We start from the raw sequence: 24077 nt of genomic DNA, 5'->3' as shown, positions 1-24077 counted from the left end.
TGCGCGATGAAGCCGAAGCCCTTCTCCGCGTTGAACCACTTCACAGTGCCCTTGGCCATGCCTGTCTCCTTCGACGAGGGTTCGAGCCCGCACGGGTACGGGCCCGGAGGTAATCGCCCTGGTCCAAAGAGGGCTGAACAGCAAAACGCCCGCGGGCAAGATGACCGCGGGCGAACGACTTCGGAACCACGACTGCTCTATGAATCACGCTAGTCCCTTTGCCGGCGTACTGCCAGGCAGAAACCCCGCCACCCCCCGCCGTACACCGGTGCAAACACAGCGAGGAGACACGGCAGGCCCGCCCCCGCCGTGTCGAACGCGCCACCCTCCGCCCGGCCGCCCTGCCCCCGCACATCCAGCGCGTCACCATCGCCATCACCATGGACACCGACAGCGGCCTCACCTGCGGCGCCCTCACCCACGCCGCCCTGCACATCAACCGCGCCACCCAAGCAGCCTGGACCTTCCAGCCACCATCCGACCCCCACATCCGTGCCATGGTCATCGCCGAGCTGTATCGGCACACCACCCACAACCAGCCCACCTGGAAACTCCGCGCCCTCGGCCAAGGCTGGTCCCACGGCCTCGGCAGCCTCGCCCGCGCCCACGGCGTCACCCTCACATGACCGATCCCCGCACGCGACCGGGCGGGCAGGCCGTAAGCTCAGCCGCGCTCCGTCTCCTTGAGGGCAGGCAAGTTCGCGTATGTCCAGGTGTCCAGCCGTCACCTGCTCGGCCGGGTCGGCGACCTCCGTGGCCGTGAACCCTACGGGCGTTCTACCGGCGTGCAGGTCGCCGGCCGCGACCACGGTGTCGAACAATTCGTTGCCATGCTCCTGCCCCCGTCACCCGGCGGCCTGACTTGGAGGGCACCCTGGACGCTACGGCTGCAGACCGGGCGTCTGGCGTCGATTGAACAAGTCAGGGGCATGACCACCGGCTTCCGCGGAGGCAGGGAGGCTCTTCGTAATGTGGATGCGGAGATCGGTGCCATGGGACGGCCGGGCGAACACAACCGGTGAGGGCACGTGATCGACACCTGCGACATCGGCCTCGAGCGGGTGCGCCGTCAACTAACCTGTAGCTTCAGGATTCTGACGGACTGGTGCACTGACAAGCCGCCACATGGTTTCACCGCACCCGGCTGTCGCCCGATGCTGCGGTCTGCTCGGCGAGTCGTGCGCGCAGGCCGTCGACCAGTGCGGTGAGGGAGAACTCGAAGGCGAGGTCGGCGGCCGGGCGCCCTTCGGCGGCGGAGACTTCGTCCCGTGCGTGTACCAGGGCGGTGAACCGTGGTGCCTGCGGGCTGTCGGGCCCGGGGTCCAGCATGGTGGGCGGTGCGGTCAGGTCGAGTGCCGAACCCAGGATGAAGGACTCGATGCCGACGATGAGGGGGACGACCGTGTCGGCGGGCCACCCGGCGCGCTCCAGCCCGGATGCGACGGTCTCGTACATGCGCACCGTGCTGTGCGCGCCCGGCAGCGGCTGGGTCGCCAGCAGCGGGATGGTCTGCGGATGCGCCGCGAAGGCGGCCCGGTAGAGCCTCGCCCAGCTCATCAGCGCCTCGTCCCAGGGCAGGTTGTCAAATACCCCGGCGTCGATGGGGGCGGCCACCAGTTCTCGCACCCCGGCGAGGATGTCGTCCTTGCCCTTGACGTGGTTGTACAGCGACGACGGCCGCACGCGCAGCCGCTGGGCCAGCAGGTTGACGGAGAAACCCTTGGCACCGACGTCGTCGATCAGGTCCAGTGCCGAGCGCACGATGATCTCGCGGTCGAGCATCGGCGTGGTCGGCCGTCCGGACCTGCGGAAGCCGGTGCTCATGTGTTGTTCGCCCTCTCTTCCCAAAGCCCGTGCCGGGAGTCTAGCCTCCCACTACTTAACGAATGCCATTCGTTTTTGGAGGTTCCGTATGCCCCTCACCGTCTTCCGCAACGGCACCGTCTGGACCGGGCTGCCTCAGCTCGACTCTGCCGCGGAGCCGAACGCGCTCGCGGTGCGCAACGGCCGGGTCGTGGCGGTGGGCGCGGAGGCCGAGGCACTGGCGGCGGCAGAGGAGGTCGTGGACCTCGGCGGGGGCCTGCTCATGCCGGCGTTCGGTGACGGGCACTGCCACCCGGCGCAGGGTGGTTTCGAGCGGCTTGGCCCGCGTGTGAGGGGATGCGCCGACCTGGCGGAGCTGATCGCGGAGGTGGGCCGGTACGTCGACGAGCACCCGGAGGCCGACTGGATCATCGGTGCCGGATACGACGCGACCCTCACCTCCGACGGCCTCTTCGACGCCCGGTGGTTGGATGCCGTGGTGCCGGACCGCCCGGTGGCGCTGCGGGCCTGGGACTACCACACGCTGTGGTGCAACACGGAGGCCATGCGCCGCGCCGGTATCGACGACTCGGTGGTCGACACCGAGCGCGGGCGCTTCGCGCGCCGCCCCGACGACAGCCTCATGGGCACCATGATCGAGTGGGACGCGGTGGACGCCGTCCTCGGCGCCGTACCCGCCCGCACTACCCAGGAGCGGATCCGCGCCCTGGCTGTCGCCACCGAGGCCTATGCCGCGGCCGGCGCCGCGTGGATCCAGGACGCCTGGGTCGAGGCCGACGAGGTCGACGCCTATCTCGAGGCCGCCCGCCGCGGGGAACTGAAAACCCGGGTGAATCTCGCCCTGCGCGCCGACCCGTCACGCTGGCGCGCACAGCTCGCCCAGTTCTCCGCCGACCAGAAGCGGGTTCAGGCCGCCGGCTTCGAGCGGCTCACGCTGCGCACGGTCAAGTTCTTCATCGACGGGATCATCGAGAACCGCACCGCCGCCCTGCTCGAACCGTACGCCGACGACCCGTGCTGCAGCGGCATGCCGGTCTGGCCGGCCGACGAGTTGCGCGCAGCTCTGGTGGAGATGGACGCCCTGGGGCTGCAGCCGCATCTGCACGCCATCGGCGACGCCGGCGTCCGCACCGCGCTCGACGCACTCGCACATCTGAGGGAGGCCTGCGGTGCGCGGGACCGCCGCCCGGTGATCGCCCACGTGCAGATGGTGGACCCGAAGGACCTGGACCGCTTCTCCCAACTCGGCGTCATCGCGAACATCGAGCCGCTGTGGCTCCAGTCCGACCCGGTGATGACCCAGCTCACCGTGCCGCGCATCGGCGACACCCGCGCGCGTCTGCAGTATCCGCTGGGCTCGCTGGTGGGCAGCGGAGCCCGGGTGTCCTTTGGCAGCGACTGGCCGGTCAGCGACCACCGGCCGCTGACCGGGCTCCCGGTCGCGGTCACCCGGCAGACCTCGCAGCGCGAGCCCCACGGGGGCTGGCTGCCCGAACAGCGGATCGACGTCGAGACGGCGATGTCTTGCTACACCGCCGGCGTCGCCTACCAGGCGCTGGCCGACGACCGCGGAGTCCTGGCCCCCGGGCGGGTCGCGGACCTGGTCTGGCTCGACCGCGACCTGCGGTCCTGCGACCCGCACGACATTCCCGACGTCGCCGTCCTCGGCACCTGGCTGGCGGGCGAACGCACGTATACCCCCGGCGCCTGACCCGCGGCCCGCTCCGGCCGTGGCCCGGCACCGGTCTTGCGTGGAACGACCATGACGGACACGACAGCTCCCGCACAGCCCCGGCTCCGACGAGCGCTCGGGCTGCCCGGACTCACCCTCTTCGGCCTCGCCTACCTGGCCCCGGTGACCGTCTTCACCACGTACGGCGCGGTCACCGGACTCACCCGCGGCCACCTACCCGCCGCCTATGTGATCGCGCTCGTCGTGATGCTGTTCACGGCCCTCAGCTACGCGCGGATGGTGCGCGCCTACCCGACCGCCGGATCGGCATATACCTACACCCAGAAGACCTTCGGCGGGCACGTCGGCTTCATGGTCGGCTGGACGCTGATGCTGGACTACCTGTTCCTGCCGATGATCAACTTCCTGCTCATCGGCATCTACCTGCACGCCCAGTTCCCTGCCGTACCGCAGAACGTCTTCGTCATGCCCGCGCTGGTGCTGTCCTGGCTGCTGAACGTGCTGGGTGTCAACTCCGTCAGTCGGCTGAGCACCGTGGTGGTCGCCCTGGCTGCCGTCCTGGTCGTCGTGTTCGTCGTCCTGTCCGCCCACTACGCGGTGAGCCGCGGGGTCTCGTCGCCGTTCACATCATTCGTGCCGGGTACGTCCGGGGTGTCGGCGGCCTTCTCGGGGGCCGCCATCCTCGCGCTGAGCTTCCTGGGCTTCGACGCCGTCTCCACGATGTCGGAGGAGGCCAAGGACGCGCGCCGGACCATTCCCCGGGCCATCGTCCTCACCACGGTCATCGGCGGCCTGCTCTTCCTGCTGGTGTCCTGGATGGGCGCGCTGGTGCACCCCGACTGGTCCTTCACCGACCCCGACAGCGCGGGGCTGGACATCATGGACAGGCTCGGCGGATCGGCGCTGACCAACGTCTTCCTGGTGGTGTACGTCGCCGGCGCCCTCGGCTCCGGTGTGGCCACCCAGGCTGGTGTGTCCCGAATCCTGTACTCGATGGGCCGCGACGGGGCGCTCCCGAAGCAGGTCTTCGGCGCCCTGCACCCACGCTTCCGCAGCCCCTGGATCGCGACCAGCCTGGTGTCCGCGGTCTCCTTGGTCGCGCTGTTCATCAGCCTCGACAACGCGGTGGTGATGGTCAACTTCGGCGCGCTGATCGCTTTCTCCATGGTGAACCTGAGCGTGGTCAAGCACTACGTCGTCGACCGGCGCCGGCGCGACCCTCTCGCCCTGCTGTCCTACGGGCTGCTGCCAGTTGTCGGCTTCGCACTGACCGTGTGGCTGTGGACCAGCCTCAGCGGCGTCACCTTCACGGTGGGACTGTGCTGGATGGCGGCCGGGTTCGGGTACCTGCTGTTCCTGACCCGGATGTTCCACCGCAAGCCCCCACAGATGACCTTCAGCGAGGAGTCGGCCGGGCAGGTGGACCAGCCCGTGCCTGGGAGCGCTCTGCAGACCTGACGGCCGAGCGCACCGGATGCCGCCCCGCCAGGCCCTGCACCGGTTCCTCTCCGTGCCAGGCACGAAGTCGCACTGCGGTGCTCGTGCGGTACAGCAAGCGGCCCCACGCGGCGTGCGAACCGGAGCGCGGGGCCGAGAACCCGGCAGTCCTGTCACGACCGGGCACCACGTACGTACGAGACCACCTGACGGACAACCACACCGGACAGGCCAAACAGGTGAGCGCCGAATGCGGCCACGCGTCCGACCGCCACCGGCCGGGGACGCGGGTGGGGTCTCCCTCCCCCCGGGCAGGGACTCAAGGGGACAGGATCCGGGAAAAGTCCCGCTGGTTAGAACAGCATGCCGTCCTGGGGCTCGCCCAGGGCGGGTGAGAGATGCTGAGCGGGCGCTGGGGTGGTGCGCCTGCCCACGTGGCTTGCTTGAGCCGGATGCCGGGATAACTGGCACGTCCGGTTCTGAGGGGGCCGGGTCACGGCAACGTGATCCGGCTACCCGACTGAGCCCCGGTTCTGAGTAGCTTTGAGTCCTACGCTGGCCTGGTGCCTGAGAACGCCGGTCGGGTTGGGGAAAGGACCTGATCAGCGAGTTGGTGAGCCGCGTGCTCCTCCGCGATTTCACCGAGTTCCTGGAGCATTGCCACGGCGACAGGGGCACTGGTCGCAGGCAACGCCAGAGCGGTATCCATTAGAAGATCGCCAGCGGATTGACCGGGATGCCTGTTAGGCCGTGGATGCGTGGGGGTGCCACTGTGAGCAGGAAGGTGTAACGGTTCAATTCCGCGCAGACGGCGGCCAGTTCTTCCAGCTCCGCGACGTCGATCAGGGGCATGCCCAGCAGCGGCAGAGCGACGCGGTGCAGCGGACCGGGGACGGCGGGATCCAGCGGCGGGTGGGCGTCGCCGAGGTCGCCGGCATACAAGGACACGCCGCGCCGGTGCATCCACCGCACCGCGTCCAGGCTGATGCCCGGCATCGGCCTCTCGGGGTCGATGGTGTAGACCCACCCGCAGCGCACCACCAACGCGTCCCCGGACTCCAGCCGTACGCCCTGACGGGCCTCGGCCGCCTTGAAGTCCTCCGAAGTGATCGGATGCCCCGCGGACAGCGGGCCGTCGAAGGCCAGGTCGAGCAGGACACCCCGGGTGGCGATCCCGGCGGCGAACGCCGCCGTTGAACCGTGCCGCACGCCGGCCGGTGTCACGCTCTCCGCGAGGGAACGCCCCGGGTAGACCTTGCCGTCCCGGATCTGGTGCCCCAGAGCGTCGAGGTGGGTCGAACGCACGTGATGGTTGGTCACCAGCATCATGTCCGCCGTCGCGGGTGCACCTCCGGTGTACTGCATCAACTGTTGGACCGGCGAGACGTCGCGGGTAGTGGGCGCGAAGGGCCCACTGACGAGCGGCTCCGGCTGGATCGGCTGGGCCAGCGAGACCGCTCGTCCGGTACGGGCTTCAGCGGCGCCCCTGGCCCGGGCCTCCTCGGTGATCAGGTTGAGCGTGCCCAGCTCGTCATCCGCACCCCATCGGCCCCAATTACTCGGGAATTCCTGCTCGTTGGCCGTTCCGGTGACGTCGTTCCTCGGTTCCGTACTCATGGCGGTCACGTACTCGCGAAAGTTCCTGACCCGTCGGTCTTGGTGCTTGACGAACCAGACGTATCGCATCTCGAAGGGTGCCCCGTCGTGGACGAATGTGCCGCGACCGTGCGCCTCGATTACAAGCTCGCCCTCGGTTCGGGCTTCGCCGCCGATGTCACGCACAGAGCCGATGTCACGCACAGAGAGGATGTCCATGGAGTCGAACCTGGCGCGATCGGGCACTGACTTCAGATACTCGCCGATCGCCTCCTTGCCTTCCAACCGTTCGGGCGCAGGGGCGGGACCGATCGGGAACTCGTGCACTGCGTTCGGGTCGTAGATCTCGAGGAACCTCACCATGTCCCCAGTTGTAAAGCCGTCGAGTGCTTGGGCGAACCAGTCGGGCAGGATGGTGTCGGACATGTCGTACCTCCGGTGGCAGTCGCCGAATGGTGAGCAGGTGTGCGATGTGGCACGGCGATGGGCGGTCTACGCGAGGGGTGTCGCCCGCGGAGAGAGGTCATCGTGGTTGCGAGGAACCGTCGCACGCGCCGAGGAATCCAATGAACCAGAAAGCCCCTCGCAAGAGCGAACGTTCTACCTTGCAACATGATCGGCCCTTAGAGGTACCTGTGTCAATACCGAACGTTCTATGTTGACCATAGGTGTCGCGGCGGGCGCACGGACATGACGTCACCGTAGAGTCAGATGAGCCACGCTGTGCGGGCAACGAAGCGCACGATGAACGGCGTTGTCACGTTGTTGGATGCGCGGGTTTCTGACGGCACGTCAGGGTGTGGCGGATCTGGGTGGCGGGCTGTGCTCAGGCCACGGTGGGCCGGCTGGTGCCACCGGTGACCTGATCCCAGATGGCGAAGCGGACGGTCATCTCGGCTCGGTAGTCATGTGCGGGCATCAGATGGCGGCGGGGCCGAAAGTGGGGTGAGATGCCACTGAACGCCGACAGGAACTGCTGGGCCCGGCCGGTACCGCGGAAGCCCTTCATGGCGCGTTCGCGCTGCCGGGTAGGCTGGTGGGAGTTCTCAGCCTGGTTGTTCAACCTCTTGTGCGAGCGGTGCTCGACCGAGGGCATGACCTCATGGTGGGCCGCGCCGTAGGAGCGGCGCTTGTCCGTGACGATCACCCGCGGCACCGCGCCGGTCTTCTTCATCAGCCTGCGGAAGAAACGCCTGGCCCGCGGCCTTGTCCCGGCGGTTCTGCACGAGGAAGTCCAGCACGTTGCCGTCCTGGTCGACGGCTCGCCACAGATATTTCCGCTCGCCGTTGATCGTGATGAAGATTCTTCTGCGGACCCTGAACGTGCCATCGCTCGCCGATCGCGGCCCACGTCCCTCGCCTGTCCGACATCACCCGCCGCTACCGCAGGAAGCTCTACCGCATACTTCGCCGCTCTGCGTCCTCACGTTGGGCCAGTAGCAGGCGCAACTCCCGGAGCGTGGCCTCCGTGTCCGCCGAGTCGCCGAACACCAGCTGATGCAGCGCGAGTCCCTCGACTGCGGCGAAGACGAGTCTGGTGAAACCGGGTCCACCCTCGGGCAGAATCTGGGACAGCTGCCGTTCCGTCACCGCCATGTATTCCCGGTGCAACGTGCGGATCTGCGGCAGCAGCTCCGGACTGCGCCGTGATTCCAGCATCAGCTCGTACCGGAAGGTCAGCATCTCCGGCTCGCTGGTGGCCATGTCCGCCAGTCTTGCCGCGAAATTCACGACGTTGCCCGCACCTGTTTGCCGCGCGCTCGCGCCGGCGCTGGAATCCACCGCGTGAGCGAGGGCCTCCCCAATCAGCGCGTCCCGTGAACCGAAGTGGTGCACCACGAGACCGTGGGTGACACCCGCCTCCTGCGCGACGGCACGGTAGGTGAGTTTGCGGAGCCCTCCGCGGGCCACGACTCGTACGGCTGCGTTGAGCAGCGCCTCGCGGCCTGTCCCGTAGTCCACACGCTTGCGGGGCCCAGCCGGCGACTCGGAGGAACCGGCGATGAGCGCGGGTGGGCGTGATGCGGCACGGCCCTTGCCGGTGCTTCCGGTCACTGTTCCTGGCCGTTTTCGATGACGCGGCTGCGCCCGCGGAACTCGGCAATAACAGTGGCACCCGCAGGACGGTCACGTCGTAGATTCCGCTGCGGCCGAATCGGGTGCGTTCGCGAGCGGATGCCATCAGGACGTCGCCTTCCTTGACGGGGGCAGTGAAGGCGATGTCGGCGCCTGCCGCGACGGTGACGGGGCCGTGGCTGTTGCAGGCGCAGGCGAATGCCGTGTCGGCGAGCGCGAAGATGTAGCCGCCGTGGGCTATACCGTGACCGTTGATCATGGCCGCTGTCACCGTCATCCGGACCAGGGCCGAGCCGCCCCCGGCCTCCAGGAGTTCCATGCCCATGCCATGAGAGGCCCGATCGGTGGCGAACATCGCACGTGCCGGGTCGGTTCCCGGAGCCGCATCGCCGCTCACAGGGCCACCTCCAGGGCGTCGTCGACCGGTCCACCGTGGTGGCGGGCGAGGTCGGACAGGCGGTCGAGGATCAGTTCGATGTCGTTGCGGGTGGTGCGGTGGTTGGTGACGCAGGCCCTCATGCCGTGGCGGCCGTCGAGGCGTGCCGGGCCGAGCAGCGCGGTGCCTTCCTCGATCAGGGCAGCGAGTACGGCGGTGTGGTCGGCTTCGGTGGCGCCCTTGATCCGGAAGCAGACGGCTGTCAGCGATACGGGCGCTATGAGTTCCAGGTCCGGAGCTGCCTCGATGAGGTCGGCCATGTACTGGGCGAGGTCGAGCATTTGGTCCATCGCGGCCCTGAAAGCGTCGATACCGAAGGCCTGCAGGGCGCTCCATACCTTCAGGGCCTTGAAGCTGCGGGACAGTTGGGGTCCGTAGTCCATGTAGTCGACCATCAGAGGGTCTTCTTCCACGGTGAGGTACGAGGAAGAGAAGGCATAAGCCTGCGCCAGCCGAGTGCGGTCACGTACCAGCAGACAGCCCGCCTCCAGAGGGGCGAACAACAGCTTGTGCGGGTCGAGGGCGATGGAGTCCGCTCGGACGCATGCCTCGAACGCCTCACGCTTGTGTTCTGACAGCACGAACAGCGCACCGTATGCGCCGTCGAGGTGCAGCCACAGGTCCTGGCGCGTGCATACATCCGCTATATCGGCGATCGGATCGATGGAGCCACTGGTCACCGTGCCCGGGGTGGCGACGACGCAGAATGGCTCCAGTCCGGCTGCCCGATCGGCGCGGACCGTCTCCTCCAGGATGTCGACGCGCATGCGGTATAGATCGTCGGTGGGGATGTGGCGGACGTTGTTCAGTCCGATACCCAGGATGGCGGCGGCCTTGTCGACACACCGGTGTGCTTCAACTGAGGTATACACCACCAGCTGGGAACCTGCCGTCTGCAGGCCCTGCTCGCGGAAGCCGGGCCGGCGGGCGTGCAGGGCGACGGTAAGGGCGTTGAGGGTGGCGATCGAACCGCCCCCCGTGAGGATCCCGCCCGCCTGATCGCCGTAACCGAACAGTCCACTCAGCCACGTGATGACGGCGCGCTCGACCACGCTCGCGGCCGGCGAGAGCTGCCAGAAGTTGCAGTTCTGGTTGATGGTGGCCGCGATCGCCTCGGCATACGGCGCTATGCCGTTGGGCGGACCCAGCACATAGGCGAGGAACCGCGGATGGGCCACTGCGGTCGAGTTCGGGAGGATCTTCTGGTTGATCTCGCGGAAGAGCCCCTCCACTCCGATGCCCTTGTCGGGGAACGGCGTCTCCAGCAAGCCGGCGAGAACCTCGCGGTCCACCTCGGGCACGAGGGGGCGCTCGGCGATGGAATGCTCGTAGTCGTCGAAGAACTCGGCCAGGAGTCGACCTGCCGTCTTCCTGCCGTCCTTGTCCAGCCCGAGTATCGGCTCGTTGGGCATCAGCGCCTCCGGGTACGTGGTGGGCACGTCGATATGGGCACGCTAGCCACAAACCCGCAGCACAGGATGCCAAAGATGCTCCCAAAAGCCTGCACCATTAGCATGCAATGCCATGGACAAGACGGATCGAGCAATTCTTGCGCACCTGATGGAGAACGGGCGTCTCGCGAACACCGAGCTGGCCGACCTCGTGGGCCTCTCCCCTTCCCCGTGCCTGCGCCGGGTCCGGCAACTCGAAAACAGCGGCGTGATCACCGGCTACCACGCGGCGGCCAACCCCACCGCTATCGGCCGTGGGTTCCATGTGCTGCTGACCGTCGAGATGGCGGTGCAGGACAAAGTCACCATCGAGGCATTCGAAGCCGCGGTCACCGAACTCGACGAGGTGGTGCACTGCTTGCGATTGTTTGGCCAACCCGACTACCTGCTATGGGTCGCCGTGCCTGACCTCGAGACCTACGAGCGCTTCTACATGGCCGAACTCACCGGTCTGCCCGGGGTGGCACGAACCAACTCGCAGTTCACCATGAAGACGATCAAGAGCACCCCTGGGATGCCCATACCCTCACCGTGAACCCCAGCGAACCGCATCGTCGGTCGCCCTCGGCGGAGGCCGCTGCTGCCGCGGCAGCAGCGGCAGCAGCGGCAGGACTACGGCGCCATTTGGCAGCTCGTGAACGAGGTCGCAGCAGCCTCGGACGCGCTGTCGCCATTGCCGGACGCGCCCGCTAAGGGCTGTCCCGCAATGATCAAGAAGCCCTCGCTCGTGGACACATGAGCTGTGAGAGGAGGTCGTGCGCGGCACCGAGCCGGCATGAGGTTCGTTCGCTGAGCCCGGGAAAACCGTTGGACGTTCTGGCGGGGGCGCGTCGTAGGGTTCGGGGCGCGGAGACACGGTCGGCGGAAGAACGGTGGATGGCGGAACTGTACGAGATCTGGCAGCGGGCGGAGGCGTCACGCAGGCTCGACGTGTTGTCGGGCTTCATCGCGATGTGCGTGGCGGGGGACGACGATGCGCGACGCCGTCTCGCCCAGCTGGTTGCCGGCGCAGACACGGCCCTTTCTGCCTCGCCTCCGGATTTGGTGGTCGCCTCGGAGTACTTGGACGAACTCGTCTGGTGGGCTGACACGGACTGGACCGAACACCCCTATCGTCCCGTGGAAGCCCGGCCTGATGAGGCCGACCGGCAGACGCGTGACTACGCCAAGGATCTCCGGCACGCCGCACTCCCGGTCTGCGTCCGGGACGAGATGGGCCGCATCGAACTCAGTCTTGAGGTGCGGTTCCCCGCTTTGTGCCGCCAACCGGGGTTGGACTGTCGGGTCCGCCAGGACATCTTCTACGTCGCCGGGCGTGCCGCGATGACCCTCGACCTCGGGCACTTGGAAGCGGCAGAGCGGGAGATCCGGCGCATGGAACAGGTGGGTTCCGTGGAGCCACAGGAGAGCCGCTGCAGCTGATTCGCGGCTTCCCGAGGTCTGCAGGTGTGGAACGATCTCTTCACGTGGCTGGTGTGATCACGGCGTCGGAACCGCATTGGATAGACCCGATTAGCGGGCTGCGACCGCGCGACCTCCGCAGGCTGATCGCTATGTTGCGCCGAGAAGGTGCTGAGCTGACTCGTCGAGGGGGCGTCCCTGGTCACTGCCGCTGGAAGACCGGGTGCTGCTGGTCACCGCGTACCGGCGGACCAGCCTGACACTGCGCCAGCTCGCCCCGCTGTCGACGCCGCGCACCCCGTCGTTCCCGCCCGATCTGCGGGCTTTCTGGCGCTCAAGCAGCGGCGGCGCATGACCGTCACGACCTGGAACTCGCGATCCACGAGGCCAACTACGCCGTCTACGGGGCACGCAAGGTCCACGCAGCCCTGGACGCGAGGGATTCGGGGTGGCCCGCTGCACGGTCGAACGCCTCATGCGTGCGGCCGGACTGCGCGGGGTGATCCGGGCCAAGAGCCCCTTCTCAGGAACGGCGGAACGTGTATCCGGCGTGGTGCAAGACGCCATCGACAAACTCTCCGAAGGCCCAGAAGCCGAGGTCATCGAGGTAGTCGATGCGGTTGCCGCTGATCCAGTACGAGCCTTGGTACGCGTGCGGTCGTCCGCCGCGGGTCTCGTCGTAGCGGCCGTCTGCGGTGAGGTGCTGGTGCACGAAGTCCTGCTTGTCGATCCAGGTGCCGAGGTAGGACTCCGGCGAGGTCTCGGCAGCGTCCGTGCGAGTCTCGCTCGGGGCGGGTGCGGCTACCGGCGAGGCGCCCCAGCGCCGTACCGTGCCGTCGATGACGATCACGGCGGCCGTTTCCGGGGCTGCGGCGAAGCGCAGGGCGATGTCAAGCGCGGACTCGTCGTTCCGTGCGGCGAGAACGGCGAACCCTGCGGTGTTGCCCGGGGCGATGGCACCCTGTGGGCGGTACCGCTCCGAGCGCAGGCCGAGGCGGGCCGGCAGGTCGTTGGTCAACGGCACGATGACGTGCCCGTCGCAGTCGATGACGATCGCTCCGTCGTCATCAGCCGCGGTCAGCAGGCCAGGACCGATGCCGACGACGCGCGAACCGCCGAGCAGGACATCACCACGGTCGATCTCGCCGATGAGCGGGTCATCGGTGATGATCCGGGCGTTGCCGAAGAGGAGTGGGTGACCGGGTTCGGTGCTCGCGGTCGTGATGCGGGCGAGCAGATCGGGGGTGAATGGAGAGGACATGGGTGAGTCGCTTTCTCGTCGGTGGTGATGAACGAGCCATCAGCCTCCGCCACGGCGCGACGCCGAACCAGGCCGAGGAGTGCCGGGGTGCGACACGGCCTGGTTCGGCGCGGACCGCCATGACAACGTTGCGAGCCGCCCAGTCCTGTCTCTCTGGAGGACCTCTCATCATCACCGCATCTCTTCGCACCCCAGCACGTAACTTCCTGCTCCTGCTCATATTCACCGTGACCGGCGTTCTCGTCGTGGGGCAGACCTATGTGGTGCTCGGCATGACCCGCTCCATGGCCGAGACCTTCGGCACCCCGCCCGGGGCCGTCACCACCGCGACCACCGCCTTCGGGATCGCGTACGCGGCGGGATTCCTGGTTACCGGTCCGATCGCCGCCCGCTTCGGTGCGCGCCGCGTGCTGCTCGTCGGCCTCGTGGCTGCCTCCGTCGCTACGGCGGTGACTGCCGTGCCCTCGACGCTCGGACCCGAACTGGCCGCGCGCGCCGTGCAGGGCGCGCTCGCCGCGGTGTTCGCACCGTGCGCACTGGTGCTGATCGCGCAGCGCTTCACCGGAGCATTCCGCACGCTGTCTACCGCCGCGCTGACGACCGCGTTCCTCGCATCCGCGATCGTGATGCCGCTGCTCGCGGCTCCCGTGGCCGAGTCGCAAAGCTGGCGATGGGTCTTCATCGTCAGCGCTGTCGCCCTCGCCGCCTGCACCGTCGCGCTCGCAGTGGTAATCCCGAGGGCGCCGGTGGCGGAGGTACCCGCGCGACGGGCAGCTACAGCGCTCCTGCGCGTCATTCGGCGACCCCTGATGCTCGCTCTCTACTTCGCGACCGCAGTGCTGCTCACTGGGTATGTGGCGCTGTTTACGCTCCTGCAGCTCGCGCCTCCCGGCGCGCTCCTCGAGCTCCCGGGCGAGCTGCAGGGGCTCCGTCTGGCTACGCTGCCCGCGTTCGTCCTCGTGGTCGTCGTCGCCGCGTCTGCGCACCGGATCCCGGCCCGCTGGCGCGCGGTCGGCGGGTTTGTGGTCGCGGCACTCGGTGCCGGGCTCGCCGCGGCTGCAACGAAGTCCGCGCTCGTCGGTGGGGTGGTCGTCTTCGCTGCGGCCATAGCCTTCACGGCTCCCGCCATCGTCGAACGCCTCTTGCAGGTCGGTGCCTCGGACGAGCCCGCGGCTATCACGGCCTGGTACGGAGCCTTCACGTTCCTCGGCGGCAGCGTCGGGCCGCTCATCGCCACGAAGGTGGCGGGCGCCAGCGTGACACACCCGGTGCTCATCATCGCCGGAGCGGTCCTGGTGGGCGCTGTCCTCAGCGCGGTCGTACCAGAGCGGCAGCGCCGGGCGGGAAAGATTAGCATTCTCACATGAGCGCATCCGATCTGGGCGCCTTTCTCAAGGCGCGCCGCGGGCACGTCCGGCCCGAAGACCTTGAGCTGCGCACCGCCGGCAGCCGGCGGGTACCGGGACTGCGCCGCGAGGAGGTGGCGATGCTGGCCGGCGTCAGTGTCGATTACTACGCCCGTCTCGAGCAGGGGCGCGAGCGCAATCCATCCCCGGCCGTGCTGAACGCTCTGGCCACCGCGCTGAACCTCGATCTCGACTCACGCGAGCACCTCTTCCGACTCGCCGGCCTCACGCCCATCCCGTCGGCCATGCGCCAGTCACCGCTCGACCCGTCGCTGCGCAATCTGCTGGACTCGTGGCCGCAATCCCCGGCAGTAGTCATCAACCGGCAGCTCGATATCCTCGTCCTCAACGACCTAGCGGCCGCGCTCTACAGCGGCTTCGAGCGGATCGACAACCTCGCGCGCATGACATTCCTCGATCCCTTCGGACGCAGCTTCTTTGCCGACTGGGACCAGGCCGCCGCAGCCTGCGTGGCGAACCTGCGGCTCGCGCTTGGGCACCACGACTCTGCCCCGCACGTGCAACGCCTCGTCAGCGAAACGCACGCGGCGAGCCCCGATTTCGCGCAACTCTGGGCCCAGCACCACGTGCGCGGCAAGACGCACGAGGCCAAGTCGTTCCACCACCCGGACGTCGGCGACCTCACGCTCACCTATCACGCCTTCGACATACGCGACGCTCCGGGGCACCAGCTCATCGTCTATACCGCCGCAACCGGATCCGCGAACGCCGAGAAGCTCGCCCTGCTCGGCTCGCTCAATGCGCCCGTCCGCTGAGGGCCGGTCCTAGGACTATCACCGGCAACGCAGGCACCTCGCCCGTGACATCACTTCCGCGACGCAGCTTCCGCGAACATGCAACGTCACAGCCCACTCTGGCGGGCCTGAACCCGCATATTCACGTCTTTTAAGCTTCAGGATTCTTGAACTTGCGGGAAACTAGGGCGTGTTCCAGGTTGGGATCACTGGTTTGGGGATTCGTCGGTGGTTGGGCGGCTGGACCTGGTAGTTCTCGAGGGTGGCGCGTGGTGATCTCTCGGATGCCGAGTGGGAGTTGGTCGAGCCGTACTTGCCAGACGCTCGCCACGGCCGGCATCACTCACAAGAAGATCCGGCCCTACCGGCCGCAGACCAACAGCAAGGTCGAACGCTTCAACCGCACCCTGCTGGACGAGTGGGCCCACCAGCGGCCCTACACCTCAAACACGGAGCGGACCGAGGCGCTGGCAGACTTCCTCCACACCTACAACCACCACCGCTGCCACACCGCACTGGGCGGACACCCGCCCAACAGCCGCGTCAACAACGCTGCGGGTCAATACACCTGGGTCAGGGCCTGATCCTCAGTGAGGATCAGGCCCTTCCTGCGTCTCGGGTGATCGTTTGGGAGAAACCTGGGAGACGATCTTGGGTGCTCAATCTCCCGGGTATATCCCCTATAGGCCAGCCAGACCGGGGCAGGAAGCTCGATGAGCCTCGGCGGTCGCAACCGCTGCAACCGGTGTCGGGAGCGGCAGCGAGGCCGAGACGGTGCAGCGGGATGTCCAGCGCCGCGGCGCGGGCTGCGGCCGTTTCTCTGAGGGCAGGGTCATCATCTTTCGTGTGCGGATCGGGCCCGGAAAGTCGACAGACGGCCCGTCAGGTGCCCCCAGGGGGCACCTGACGGGCCGGTGGGGTCCGCCTGCCAGGCAACGGACCGCTGTGCTCCAGCCGCATCGCCGAGACGGCGGTGACGGCGGAGCCGGTTACCGCTGCTGGGCGAGCCAGTCCTTGAAGTGGACCTCGCCGAGCGCCGCGCCCGGACCGGGCAGGAGGGTGTCCTTTTGGATCTTGGCGCCCCAGTAGGTGCCGTCCGGGTTCTCCACGACCGTACGCGGGTCGTTCCTGGCGGCCAGGGCCGTGCGGACCAGCTCGGGCAGCGTGAAGACCTCGGGGCCGCCCACCTCGGTGCCGTTGAGGGGCTCGCCGACAGCGGTACGGCCCACGGCCCTGGCCACGTCGCCGGAGAAGATGGGCTGGATCTTGACGGGGATCAGGCGCACAACGTCGCGGTCGGTCGCCTCGTCGGCGAGGCCCTTCGTGAACTCGAAGAACTGGGTGGCGTGCACGATGGAGTACGGGATGCCAGTGAGCCAGGCGCCGACTGCGCGGTCCAGGGGAAGCTCCGCAAGCAGCTGAAGTCCCTTCCCTGGAACCGGATTCCGCTCCAGGACCGGACACGCACCACTGGTCACGGACGCTCCGAGATCCGCCGCCGCCTGAAGGTCTGCACGGTGCGATGGCGGCCTGCAGAAACCTCGCGATCGGAGCCCTCCGCCTCGCCGACATCCACAACATCGCCTCCGGCCTCCGCCGGACAACCCGGGACCAAACCCGCGCCCTCGCCCTTCTCGGCCTCACATGATCAAAAAGGACGAGACCCGACTACGCCGAAGCCCTGGTCCCCGTACATCGAAGTCCGTCATGCCGGGCGAGCCGGCTGGTGACAGCTGTGAATGTATGGCCCATCAGGCGGGGAACGCGGCGGACGGCACCCGGCGGGCGCGGGCGTATCCCTCGGATCTGAACCGGGCCCAGTGGCGGGTGGCGCGGCTGATCCCGGTGCCGGCCTGGCTGCGCGGGCACGGTGGCAGGCCGGAGGGCTACTGCCACCGTGTCATGATCGACGCGATCCTCTACCTGGTGGACAACGGGATCAAGTGGAGTGGGATGCCGGTGGACTTCCCGCCCTGGAAGACGGTCTACCGCTTCTTCAGGCGGTGGCGGGAGAACGGGTTCCTCGACCTGCTCCACGACGCGCTGCGTGAGCAGCCCCGTCGGGCGGCCGGACGCATGACACGTCCGACGGCGGCGATCGTGGCCCGCCTGAGCAGTTGGCCAGGCGCTGCCCGGTGGGGTCGGCGTTGGTGGCGGGGTTGTTGTCAGCGTAGGCGTATCCGTTGAGGCTCTGCCCGTCGGTGGTGTCCAGGATGGGGGCGACGCTGATGAGCCGGCCGATGCCGGGGGTGTATTCGCGGGCGCCGATGTGGGTGATGCCGGTGTCGGTGTCGGCAGTTTTGCCGAGGAAACCCTTGTCGTCGGGCCAGGGGCCGTAGAGGGGGTGCCTCTGTCTTTGCCGAAGGGGGTCAGATAGCGCTTGGTGAGGGCCTGAGTGTCGGAGGTGATGGCGGTAGTGCTGGTGCCGTGCCGGTCACCGGCCAGCCAGCTGATCTTCTCGGTACCGGACTTGTTGCTGCGCAGGGCGATCGCGGCGCCGGCGTAGGTGTAGCAGGCCCTCGGGGAGCATCCGAACGGAAATTAGCGGCAGCCGCTGATCCAAATCATGGATCAGCCGTGGCCACAAGGGCGTTGACACGGTTCTCGTAATCCCGGCGGGCCTTGCGCTGGGCCAGGATCGCCGGGGTTCCTTGGTCGCCGTCGAGCGGCCGGCAGCGGGCGAGGAGCCCGCGGTGCACGGCGGGGACGGCGGTGACGGCGGTGACGGCGGTGACGGCGGTGACGCGCAGGGTGTAGCCCTGGCCGCGCCGTACGGTCACCCCTTGGTCGAGCACGGCGCGCTCGGCGGGCTCCAGTAGGCCCGGTCGTCGAAGAGCACGAACCTGACCTCCTCGACGGCCGTGTCCGCCGCCCGCGCCGTCTCCACGGCGCACTCTGCCTCGCCCACCCCGACACACCGTCGAACAACATTACGTTGACAACGTGTCACACCTTCAGCAGGTGCTCGGTCTTAAAGGGAAAGCAGGCAAGAGCCTGCCGACCTAAGGAGCTCAGTAAGACCAAGCCTGTTTCTTGAGCCCGCGGCTCAGGATTCCGGCTCGCGGGGACCGCCGTATTCCGAGAGCAGTCGCCCCTCAGGACGTTGCGGTGCCATCGACTCACTGAGTCATTCCCTTCACAAAGGAGAATTCGCCATGCCCTCGATCCGCAAACGCGGTATCAGCCGCAAGACCGCTGTCGCCGCCGTTTTCTCCCTCGCCCTGGGAACCTTCGCCGCCACCAGCGCACTGGCCGTTCCCGCCCAATCCAAGTCCACCCCGGAGTGGCCGCTGGTCCTGGAGCCCGACGCCAAGGCGTTCGCCGACGCCGCGGCCAAGACCCCGCCCATCTACACGCTGTCCCCCGCCGACGCCCGCAAGGCCCTGGAGGACGTCCAGTCCGGTCCGATCGACAAGCTGCCGGCCGACATCAGCCACCGCACCCTGAAGGTGGGCCCCACCGGAACGGTGGACATCCGCATCGTCCGCCCCGAGGGGGTCACCGGCAAGCTCCCCGCTGTCGTGTACACCCACGGTGGCGGCTGGGTCCTGGGCAGCGAGAACACGCACGACCGGCTGGTGCGCCAGATCGCGAACGGTGCCCACGCCGCGGTGATCTTCGTCGACTACACCCCCTCGCCTGAGGCTCAATTCCCCGTCCCGATCGAACAGGCCTACGCCGTCACCAAGTGGGTGGCCGAGCACGGCGATGACATCAACGTCGACGGATCCCGGCTCGCCATCGCCGGCGACAGCGTCGGGGGCAACATGGCCACCGCTGTCACCCTCATGGCCAAGCAGCGGGGCGGCCCGAAGCTCGACGGCCAGGTGATGATGTACCCCGTCACCAACGCCGACTTCAACACCGACTCGTACCACACCTTCGCCAACGGCCCCTGGCTCACACGCAAGAGCATGCAGTGGTTCTGGGACAACTACGCCCCGAACAAGAAGGATCGCGAGAACATTCTCGCGTCTCCGCTGCGAGCCAGCCTCAACCAGCTCAAGGGACTGCCCAAGACGCTGCTCATCACCGACGAGGGAGACGTGCTGCGCGACGAAGGCGAGGCTTACGCCGCCAAGCTCCGTGCCGCGGGCACCGACATCACCACCGTCCGCTACCAGGGCACCATCCACGACTTCGCCATGCTCAACCCCGTAGCCAACACCAACGCCACCAAGGCCGCCGTCAAGCAGGTCAGCGAGTTCCTCTACGACGACCTGTACGGCCGCTCCTGATCCCCCGGCGGCCTTGGCCCCCGGCCACAGACCGCGAGCAGACCTGGAACGGCGCCCGTGGGCAGGACGCCGTTCCAGGGTCCGTCTTCAAAGATCGCTGGATGGTAGATCACGGTGGGGTGGTACGCCGTCATGAACTCACCGATCAGGATTGGGAGTTACTCGCTCCGTTGATGCCGCGGGCTGCCACCGGGCGGCCGCACGTGTCGGACCCGGCAGGTCATCAATGGGATGGTCTACCGGCCGAGGGCCGCCATCCGCGAGGCCGCAGGCCGCGACCCGGAACCCACGGCGGGCCATCGACTCGCAGTCCGCGAAAGGCACGTCCACGGTCGGTACCGCGACCTGCGGCTATGACTGCGGGAAGAAAAATCAAAGGGCGTAAGCGGCACATCGTGGTGGACGCCCACTGAGCCCCCCAGCGCGGGCGGCGCGCCGGGGGGCTCAGTGCTGGGGGAAGGGTCGCCTCTCGGGGGCGCAGTGCCGGGACGGCCTCCCCGCCCCGGCGGCCAAGGTCAGGAGGGGTGAAGTTCGACGACGACGCGATAGGCAGCAGGTTCTGAGGTGATGTGAAGGCCAGGATCGTCGAACATGCGTCGCAGCGAGGCAAGCCACTCGGGATTGGCGGTGGCTTTGTCGAGCGCGGTGCCCGAGCTTCAGTCGGCGATGTGGACGAACCGTGCCTCATGATGTGCGTCAGCGAGCGCCCTGTGTAGGCGGGAGCGAAGAAAGCCGGGTTGGGTCGACATGATCCGGGCGTTCTCCCGGTACACATCGACGAAATACTCGGCTTCGTCCGCTGGCACTGTGTAGTTCTTGATCAAGGTGACCGGTTCATCAACGCCGGTCTTCGACTCCAAAGGATTTACCCATGCCCAAAGGCAGGGCGGTTTCAAGTTCCTTGATTGGTGTGGGTGTTGGAGATTCCGAGGATTGTGAGGGCTCGTGTGGGTTCGTCGCGGATGGCTCGGGTGGTCTTGGCGATGTTGTCGGCTCCCAGGATCTTCAGGGCGCCAGTGGCGAGGTTACGGAAGGCGGCCATGGCACGGGGTGCGGTGCCGGTGTGCACGCGGGAGGCGTCCTCAGCGAAGGTGACATCTCGGATGTTGTGGGAGGAGTTTTCGATTCCCCAGTGTCCGCGGATCGCGTTCGCTAGGCCGGCGGGGCTCGCCTGGTGGGCGTCGAGGCTGGTCACGGCGTAGACGGTCGTACGAGTCTCCCGCTGGCCGGCGGATCGTCGGCGGCAGTGCAGGCGCAGGGCGAGGCGGGCGTGGGGGAAGTTGATGCCGCCGAGGTTGTCGGCGATGGCGCAGGTCTTGATGGAGCGGGACTCGCGCCGGCCGTGGGCGGCGGTGGAGGCGGTGTGCTGCACCGGGATCGCGTTCCAGGGCAGGGCGGCGAGCTGCCGGTGGGTCGTGGGCTGGTTCGTCTTGATCACGGCGATGTAGTGGGCCTTCTTGGCCATCACGAGCCAGGTGATGGTGGCCTTGACCGAGTGCAGGGCGTCGAAGGTGACGATGGTGCCCGCGAGTTCCAGGGGCGCCAGCAGCGGGCGGAAGTGCCGGGTTTCGTTCGTCTTCGACCCGACCTCGACCTGAGCGATCGTCGCGACGGGGGCGTGGGTGACGGCCGACAGCAGATGCCGGCCCGGGGCGCCCGAGTGGGCCGAGCCCTTGAGGGTCTTGCCGTCCACGGCGATGACCCGATGCGAAGGGGCGGTCGCCGCGGACTCGGCGGCGCGGTGCTGACCGGCGAGGTAGGCGCTGACCGCCCGGTCGAGGGCGTCACCGTCGAGGGCAGCGAGGACGCGTCCGATGGTCACCGCCGACGGCGAGCGTCGCCAGCCCAGCAGATGCCGGCGCACCCCGAGGGCCGCCAGCACGCTCCGGCAGGCCCGCTGACCGAACTCGGCGACCTCCTCGATGCTTCTGGCGCCGGAGACCGCCGCGCAGGCGCACATCAGCAAAATCGCCGTCAGCGGGTACCACCGCCCATGCCGTGATCGCGGATCCGGAACCGCCCCGAGGTGAACGCGCAGGTCAGCGAACCGGCCCTCGTCCAGCGGACCCAGGTTCTCCAGCACGGCAGGGATAGGGGAAGATGCAACAGCAGGCACGGGACACTCTCGCGATCACCGGGCTTAGACGCCGGCCCAATATCCTGCGCGAAGTATGGACTGGAGGTTCCGGTCGGCGGCGGAGGCCCAACACTAATGATCAGCGGAGTCACCAGGGAGCCCGCAGCATGACCGGCACCACGGAGGCCCTTAGCGGGTCGGCTGCAGTCGACAATGCAGCACGAAGTGTCACGCGCCCGTTCTACGTATACGCCGTGCTCACCAACACGCTGTTCCAGCGCGGCGTATACGTCCTCTTCCTTCAGCAGCGAGGCTTCTCCGCCGGGCAAGTGGCCCTACTGCAGACACTGCTCTACCTGGTCAGCGGACTTGCGGAGTTGCCGACGGGAGTCGTCGCCGACCGAATCGGCAGGCGTGCCAGCATCGTGATCGGCCAGATGCTGATAGCTGGATGTCTGCTCGGTCAGGTGGCGTTCTCCAACTACTGGGTGTTCCTGGCGCTGTTCATCGGGCAGGGCGTGGGCATGGCATGTGTGTCCGGTTCGGACACCGCCCTGCTGTACGACCTGCTCGTGCGTCGTGGTGCAACGGTCAGCTACGTCAAGATCAAGTCCCGGTTCACCATGCTCGGGACGGTCACCTCGGGAGCCGCCATCGTCCTCGGCGGCCAACTGCAGCAGATTTCCTGGGGAGTCGTCTACGTCGGTTCGGCGGCGTGCCTCGCGCTAGCCGTGGTGGTGCTGATGTCACGGGTGCCCGAGATCCGCGGCGCGGATGCGGTGGACGAGCAGGACGGAGCCGAGGAGGAGCACGGCGACGCCACAGCATGGCGGGCGATGCTTCGGGTCGCCACGCCGGCGCTCGTGACGCTTGTCGTGGTGTCCGGATTGATGCATGCGACTTTGACGCCGTACATCATTTTTACGCAGAAGACCCTCTCCGATCAGGGAGCGGGCACCGCATTGGTCAGCGTGGTCATATCGGCGGGATTCTTCGCTGGCGGGCTCACTCCGCTGCTGTCGGACCGCGCGGACCGGCGCATCGGGTATCGGGTCATAGTCCCGGTGTCTCTCCTGACGCTCGCGGCGGCACTTGGCCTGAGCGGCCTGGGCCTTGTCTGGGTCACCATCGCCGCGTTCCTGGCTCTGGTCGGGATTCCCGAGATCACCGCCGTGATCGTGGACAACGTGTTCAACGAGGCCGTGCCGTCGCGCCACCGGGCGAGCCTGCTGTCGATGATCGCATTCGTGGAGTCGGCGCTCATCGGCATCGGCTATCTCGTCCTCGGCGCGCTCATGGACGGGCTGGGCTCCAGTGTGGGCATGGCCACCTACGCCGCGGTCCCCCTGCTGGCATGTCTCCTGTGGCTCCCGGTGCTCTTCCGAGGGGCACGGGTGACCACCGAGATCGAGAAGCCCGCCGGCCAAAAGGCATCCTGAAACAGACCATCTCGAGCAACGCCCTGCCCGATGGCAGGGCGTTGCTCGTTGACATGTCGCTCTCAGTCGGCGACGGAGCTGTCATCGCGACGATCAGCGCCAAACGGGATGGGAAGAATCGCGCCACTGCGGCAGCCGTTCAGCCTGGATCCACCGCGTAACGGTCGGCCTGTCGACGGCGAAATGAGAAGAGGTACCCGCTGACCTGCGAGAATGGGAGTTCCTACGCTTCCATCCGCCGCTCACCGCAAGGCACCTCGTAAGTGAAAGTCTCCCACAGGCCCCTCAGACACCACAATGATCACGAACCCCGTGTCTGCACTGCTCCCCACCCCCACCACCACGAACCGTCAACCAGCCCCCCAACCAAGGAACTTGAAACTGTCCTGGCCCAAAGGACCGGACGGGTCCCGAACTTGTGACGTTGAGGTGGTCGTGGGGCGTCGTGCAGGTTTGGTGCGTGATACACGAGGACTGTGCTGGCTTCGTCGAGGTAGCGGTAACCGGTGGCACGGGCGATGGCGTGGTCACGGGTCGGCGTGGTGACGTCGGTGCTGTGGCGGAACCAGCGCAGGTTACAAATGATCTTGAGTGGTGGATCATGGTCGGGTGATACATCGCCATGAACTGTCTGATACCGAGTGGGAGTTCGTCCGGCCGCTGCTGCCCGCTTCCTTGCGGGGGCGGAAGCGGTTGGACGACCGAAGGGTCCTCAACGGAATCGTGTGGAAGTTCCGCACCGGGACGGCCTGGCGGGATGTGCCCGAGCGGTATGGGCCATGATGGCAGGTCTGACCTTGCCGTGGAACTCAGGCGTGGTCGAGGGGCACGTCAATCGGATCAAGATGCTCAAGCGCCAAATGTTCGGCCGGGCTGGCTTCCAACTCCTCCGGAAGCGAGTCCTGTTGTCGTGACGGACAGTGGCGACATCACGGAAGTTGAGCCAGAACCCGAGAACCGACAGCACTGGTACATGAGACTGGGAGG

19 protein-coding genes and 8 pseudogenes are annotated in these 24077 nt (G+C 67.5%); 14 read left to right on the top strand and 13 right to left on the bottom strand.

The genetic code is table 11. The features are described 5' to 3' along the window. The first annotated feature begins 218 nt into the window (after nt 1-218). Nucleotides 219-626, top strand: coding sequence for a TerD family protein (locus IEZ19_RS34730; protein ID WP_229841183.1), 408 nt, complete (start codon nt 219-221; stop codon nt 624-626). A 505-nt stretch (nt 627-1131) separates the two neighbouring features. Here the strand turns inward: IEZ19_RS34730 and IEZ19_RS34725 are convergent. Further along, nucleotides 1132-1824 (bottom strand): TetR/AcrR family transcriptional regulator C-terminal domain-containing protein, encoded by a 693-nt coding sequence (locus IEZ19_RS34725; RefSeq protein ID WP_189315355.1) that lies wholly within the window; start codon nt 1822-1824, stop codon nt 1132-1134. Between the two features lie 88 nt (nt 1825-1912). On the opposite strand from IEZ19_RS34725, the gene IEZ19_RS34720 reads away from it, so the two are divergent. Beyond that, complete coding sequence (locus tag IEZ19_RS34720) at nt 1913-3535, top strand: amidohydrolase (RefSeq protein WP_189315354.1); 1623 nt, start codon at nt 1913-1915, stop codon at nt 3533-3535. Between the two features lie 51 nt (nt 3536-3586). Then, nucleotides 3587-4975 (top strand): APC family permease, encoded by a 1389-nt coding sequence (locus tag IEZ19_RS34715; protein WP_189315353.1) that lies wholly within the window; start codon nt 3587-3589, stop codon nt 4973-4975. 687 nt (nt 4976-5662) lie between these two features. On the opposite strand, the gene IEZ19_RS34710 is transcribed toward IEZ19_RS34715, so the two are convergent. The 5 genes and pseudogenes from IEZ19_RS34710 to IEZ19_RS34690 form a co-directional block, all read right to left on the bottom strand. Then, nucleotides 5663-6976 carry a cyclase family protein gene (locus tag IEZ19_RS34710; RefSeq protein WP_189315352.1) on the bottom strand — a complete coding sequence of 438 codons (1314 nt, stop codon included), beginning with the start codon at nt 6974-6976 and terminating at the stop codon, nt 5663-5665. A 400-nt stretch (nt 6977-7376) separates the two neighbouring features. After that, nucleotides 7377-7854 (bottom strand): annotated as a pseudogene (locus IEZ19_RS34705) (IS6 family transposase); the annotation flags it as partial. Nucleotides 7855-7945: 91 nt separating this feature from the next. Beyond that, nucleotides 7946-8554, bottom strand: coding sequence for a TetR/AcrR family transcriptional regulator (locus IEZ19_RS34700; RefSeq protein ID WP_189315364.1), 609 nt, complete (start codon nt 8552-8554; stop codon nt 7946-7948). Nucleotides 8555-8601: 47 nt separating this feature from the next. Beyond that, nucleotides 8602-8981 (bottom strand): annotated as a pseudogene (paaI, locus tag IEZ19_RS34695) (hydroxyphenylacetyl-CoA thioesterase PaaI). Nucleotides 8982-9019: 38 nt separating this feature from the next. After that, entirely contained in the window at nt 9020-10501 is a 1482-nt protein-coding gene (locus IEZ19_RS34690; protein ID WP_189315351.1) for a pyridoxal phosphate-dependent decarboxylase family protein, read from the bottom strand. Between the two features lie 85 nt (nt 10502-10586). Between IEZ19_RS34690 and IEZ19_RS34685 the strand changes: the two genes are divergently transcribed. From IEZ19_RS34685 to IEZ19_RS34670, 4 genes and pseudogenes are all read left to right on the top strand, one after another. Continuing rightward, a complete protein-coding gene (locus tag IEZ19_RS34685; protein ID WP_189315350.1) occupies nt 10587-11048 on the top strand; it encodes an Lrp/AsnC family transcriptional regulator in 462 nt (153 codons plus the stop codon). 341 nt (nt 11049-11389) lie between these two features. Continuing rightward, nucleotides 11390-11935 (top strand): hypothetical protein, encoded by a 546-nt coding sequence (locus tag IEZ19_RS34680; RefSeq protein ID WP_189315349.1) that lies wholly within the window; start codon nt 11390-11392, stop codon nt 11933-11935. A 44-nt stretch (nt 11936-11979) separates the two neighbouring features. After that, nucleotides 11980-12197 (top strand): annotated as a pseudogene (locus IEZ19_RS34675) (IS5/IS1182 family transposase); the annotation flags it as partial. Between the two features lie 106 nt (nt 12198-12303). Then, nucleotides 12304-12428, top strand: a pseudogene (locus IEZ19_RS34670) (IS3 family transposase); the annotation flags it as partial. Between the two features lie 9 nt (nt 12429-12437). On the opposite strand, the gene IEZ19_RS34665 reads toward IEZ19_RS34670, so the two are convergent. Next, nucleotides 12438-13175 (bottom strand): Atu4866 domain-containing protein, encoded by a 738-nt coding sequence (locus IEZ19_RS34665; RefSeq protein WP_189315348.1) that lies wholly within the window; start codon nt 13173-13175, stop codon nt 12438-12440. Between the two features lie 227 nt (nt 13176-13402). Between IEZ19_RS34665 and IEZ19_RS34660 the strand changes: the two genes are divergently transcribed. From IEZ19_RS34660 to IEZ19_RS34650, 3 genes and pseudogenes are all read left to right on the top strand, one after another. Then, on the top strand, nt 13403-14542 hold the full coding sequence (locus tag IEZ19_RS34660; protein WP_229841182.1) for an MFS transporter: 1140 nt from the start codon (nt 13403-13405) through the stop codon (nt 14540-14542). Continuing rightward, nucleotides 14539-15357, top strand: a complete 819-nt coding sequence (locus IEZ19_RS34655) for a helix-turn-helix domain-containing protein (RefSeq protein WP_189315346.1) — start codon at nt 14539-14541, stop codon at nt 15355-15357. The genes IEZ19_RS34660 and IEZ19_RS34655 overlap by 4 nt, the downstream gene beginning before the upstream one ends. 305 nt (nt 15358-15662) lie before the next feature. Beyond that, a pseudogene (locus IEZ19_RS34650) lies at nt 15663-15920 on the top strand (integrase core domain-containing protein); the annotation flags it as partial. Nucleotides 15921-16325: 405 nt separating this feature from the next. On the opposite strand, the pseudogene IEZ19_RS34645 reads toward IEZ19_RS34650, so the two are convergent. Beyond that, nucleotides 16326-16709: pseudogene (locus IEZ19_RS34645) on the bottom strand (SDR family oxidoreductase); the annotation flags it as partial. A 370-nt stretch (nt 16710-17079) separates the two neighbouring features. Between IEZ19_RS34645 and IEZ19_RS51365 the strand changes: the two are divergent. Beyond that, on the top strand, nt 17080-17523 hold the full coding sequence (locus IEZ19_RS51365; RefSeq protein WP_229841181.1) for a transposase: 444 nt from the start codon (nt 17080-17082) through the stop codon (nt 17521-17523). A 1-nt stretch (nt 17524) separates the two neighbouring features. Here the strand turns inward: IEZ19_RS51365 and IEZ19_RS53750 are convergent. The 3 genes and pseudogenes from IEZ19_RS53750 to IEZ19_RS52740 form a co-directional block, all read right to left on the bottom strand. Beyond that, nucleotides 17525-17605: pseudogene (locus IEZ19_RS53750) on the bottom strand (hypothetical protein); the annotation flags it as partial. Nucleotides 17606-17900: 295 nt separating this feature from the next. Beyond that, nucleotides 17901-18131: a hypothetical protein gene (locus IEZ19_RS34635; protein ID WP_229841180.1), complete on the bottom strand. Its 231-nt coding sequence runs from the start codon at nt 18129-18131 to the stop codon at nt 17901-17903. Beyond that, the gene (locus tag IEZ19_RS52740) at nt 18113-18244 is read right to left on the bottom strand and encodes a hypothetical protein (RefSeq protein WP_268248712.1); all 132 of its coding nucleotides are present in this window, start codon (nt 18242-18244) and stop codon (nt 18113-18115) included. The genes IEZ19_RS34635 and IEZ19_RS52740 overlap by 19 nt, the downstream gene beginning before the upstream one ends. Before the next feature lie 247 nt (nt 18245-18491). On the opposite strand from IEZ19_RS52740, the gene IEZ19_RS34630 reads away from it, so the two are divergent. Beyond that, the gene (locus tag IEZ19_RS34630; RefSeq protein WP_189315344.1) at nt 18492-19574 is read left to right on the top strand and encodes an alpha/beta hydrolase; all 1083 of its coding nucleotides are present in this window, start codon (nt 18492-18494) and stop codon (nt 19572-19574) included. A gap of 656 nt (nt 19575-20230) precedes the next feature. Here the strand turns inward: IEZ19_RS34630 and IEZ19_RS51360 are convergent. Beyond that, the gene (locus IEZ19_RS51360) at nt 20231-20434 is read right to left on the bottom strand and encodes an antibiotic biosynthesis monooxygenase family protein (protein WP_229841178.1); all 204 of its coding nucleotides are present in this window, start codon (nt 20432-20434) and stop codon (nt 20231-20233) included. Between the two features lie 32 nt (nt 20435-20466). Next, nucleotides 20467-21657: an ISAs1 family transposase gene (locus IEZ19_RS34620; protein ID WP_189315343.1), complete on the bottom strand. Its 1191-nt coding sequence runs from the start codon at nt 21655-21657 to the stop codon at nt 20467-20469. A 161-nt stretch (nt 21658-21818) separates the two neighbouring features. On the opposite strand from IEZ19_RS34620, the gene IEZ19_RS34615 reads away from it, so the two are divergent. Beyond that, complete coding sequence (locus IEZ19_RS34615) at nt 21819-23090, top strand: MFS transporter (protein ID WP_189315363.1); 1272 nt, start codon at nt 21819-21821, stop codon at nt 23088-23090. 660 nt (nt 23091-23750) lie between these two features. Next, nucleotides 23751-23870 (top strand): annotated as a pseudogene (locus IEZ19_RS34610) (transposase); the annotation flags it as partial. Between the last annotated feature and the right edge of the window lie 207 nt (nt 23871-24077).

The organism is Streptomyces brasiliensis, from assembly GCF_014647875.1.
Classification (GTDB): domain Bacteria; phylum Actinomycetota; class Actinomycetes; order Streptomycetales; family Streptomycetaceae; genus Streptomyces; species Streptomyces brasiliensis.
The sequence above is the reverse complement of the archived record's forward strand: the minus strand, read 5'-3'. Positions and strand labels throughout refer to the sequence as shown.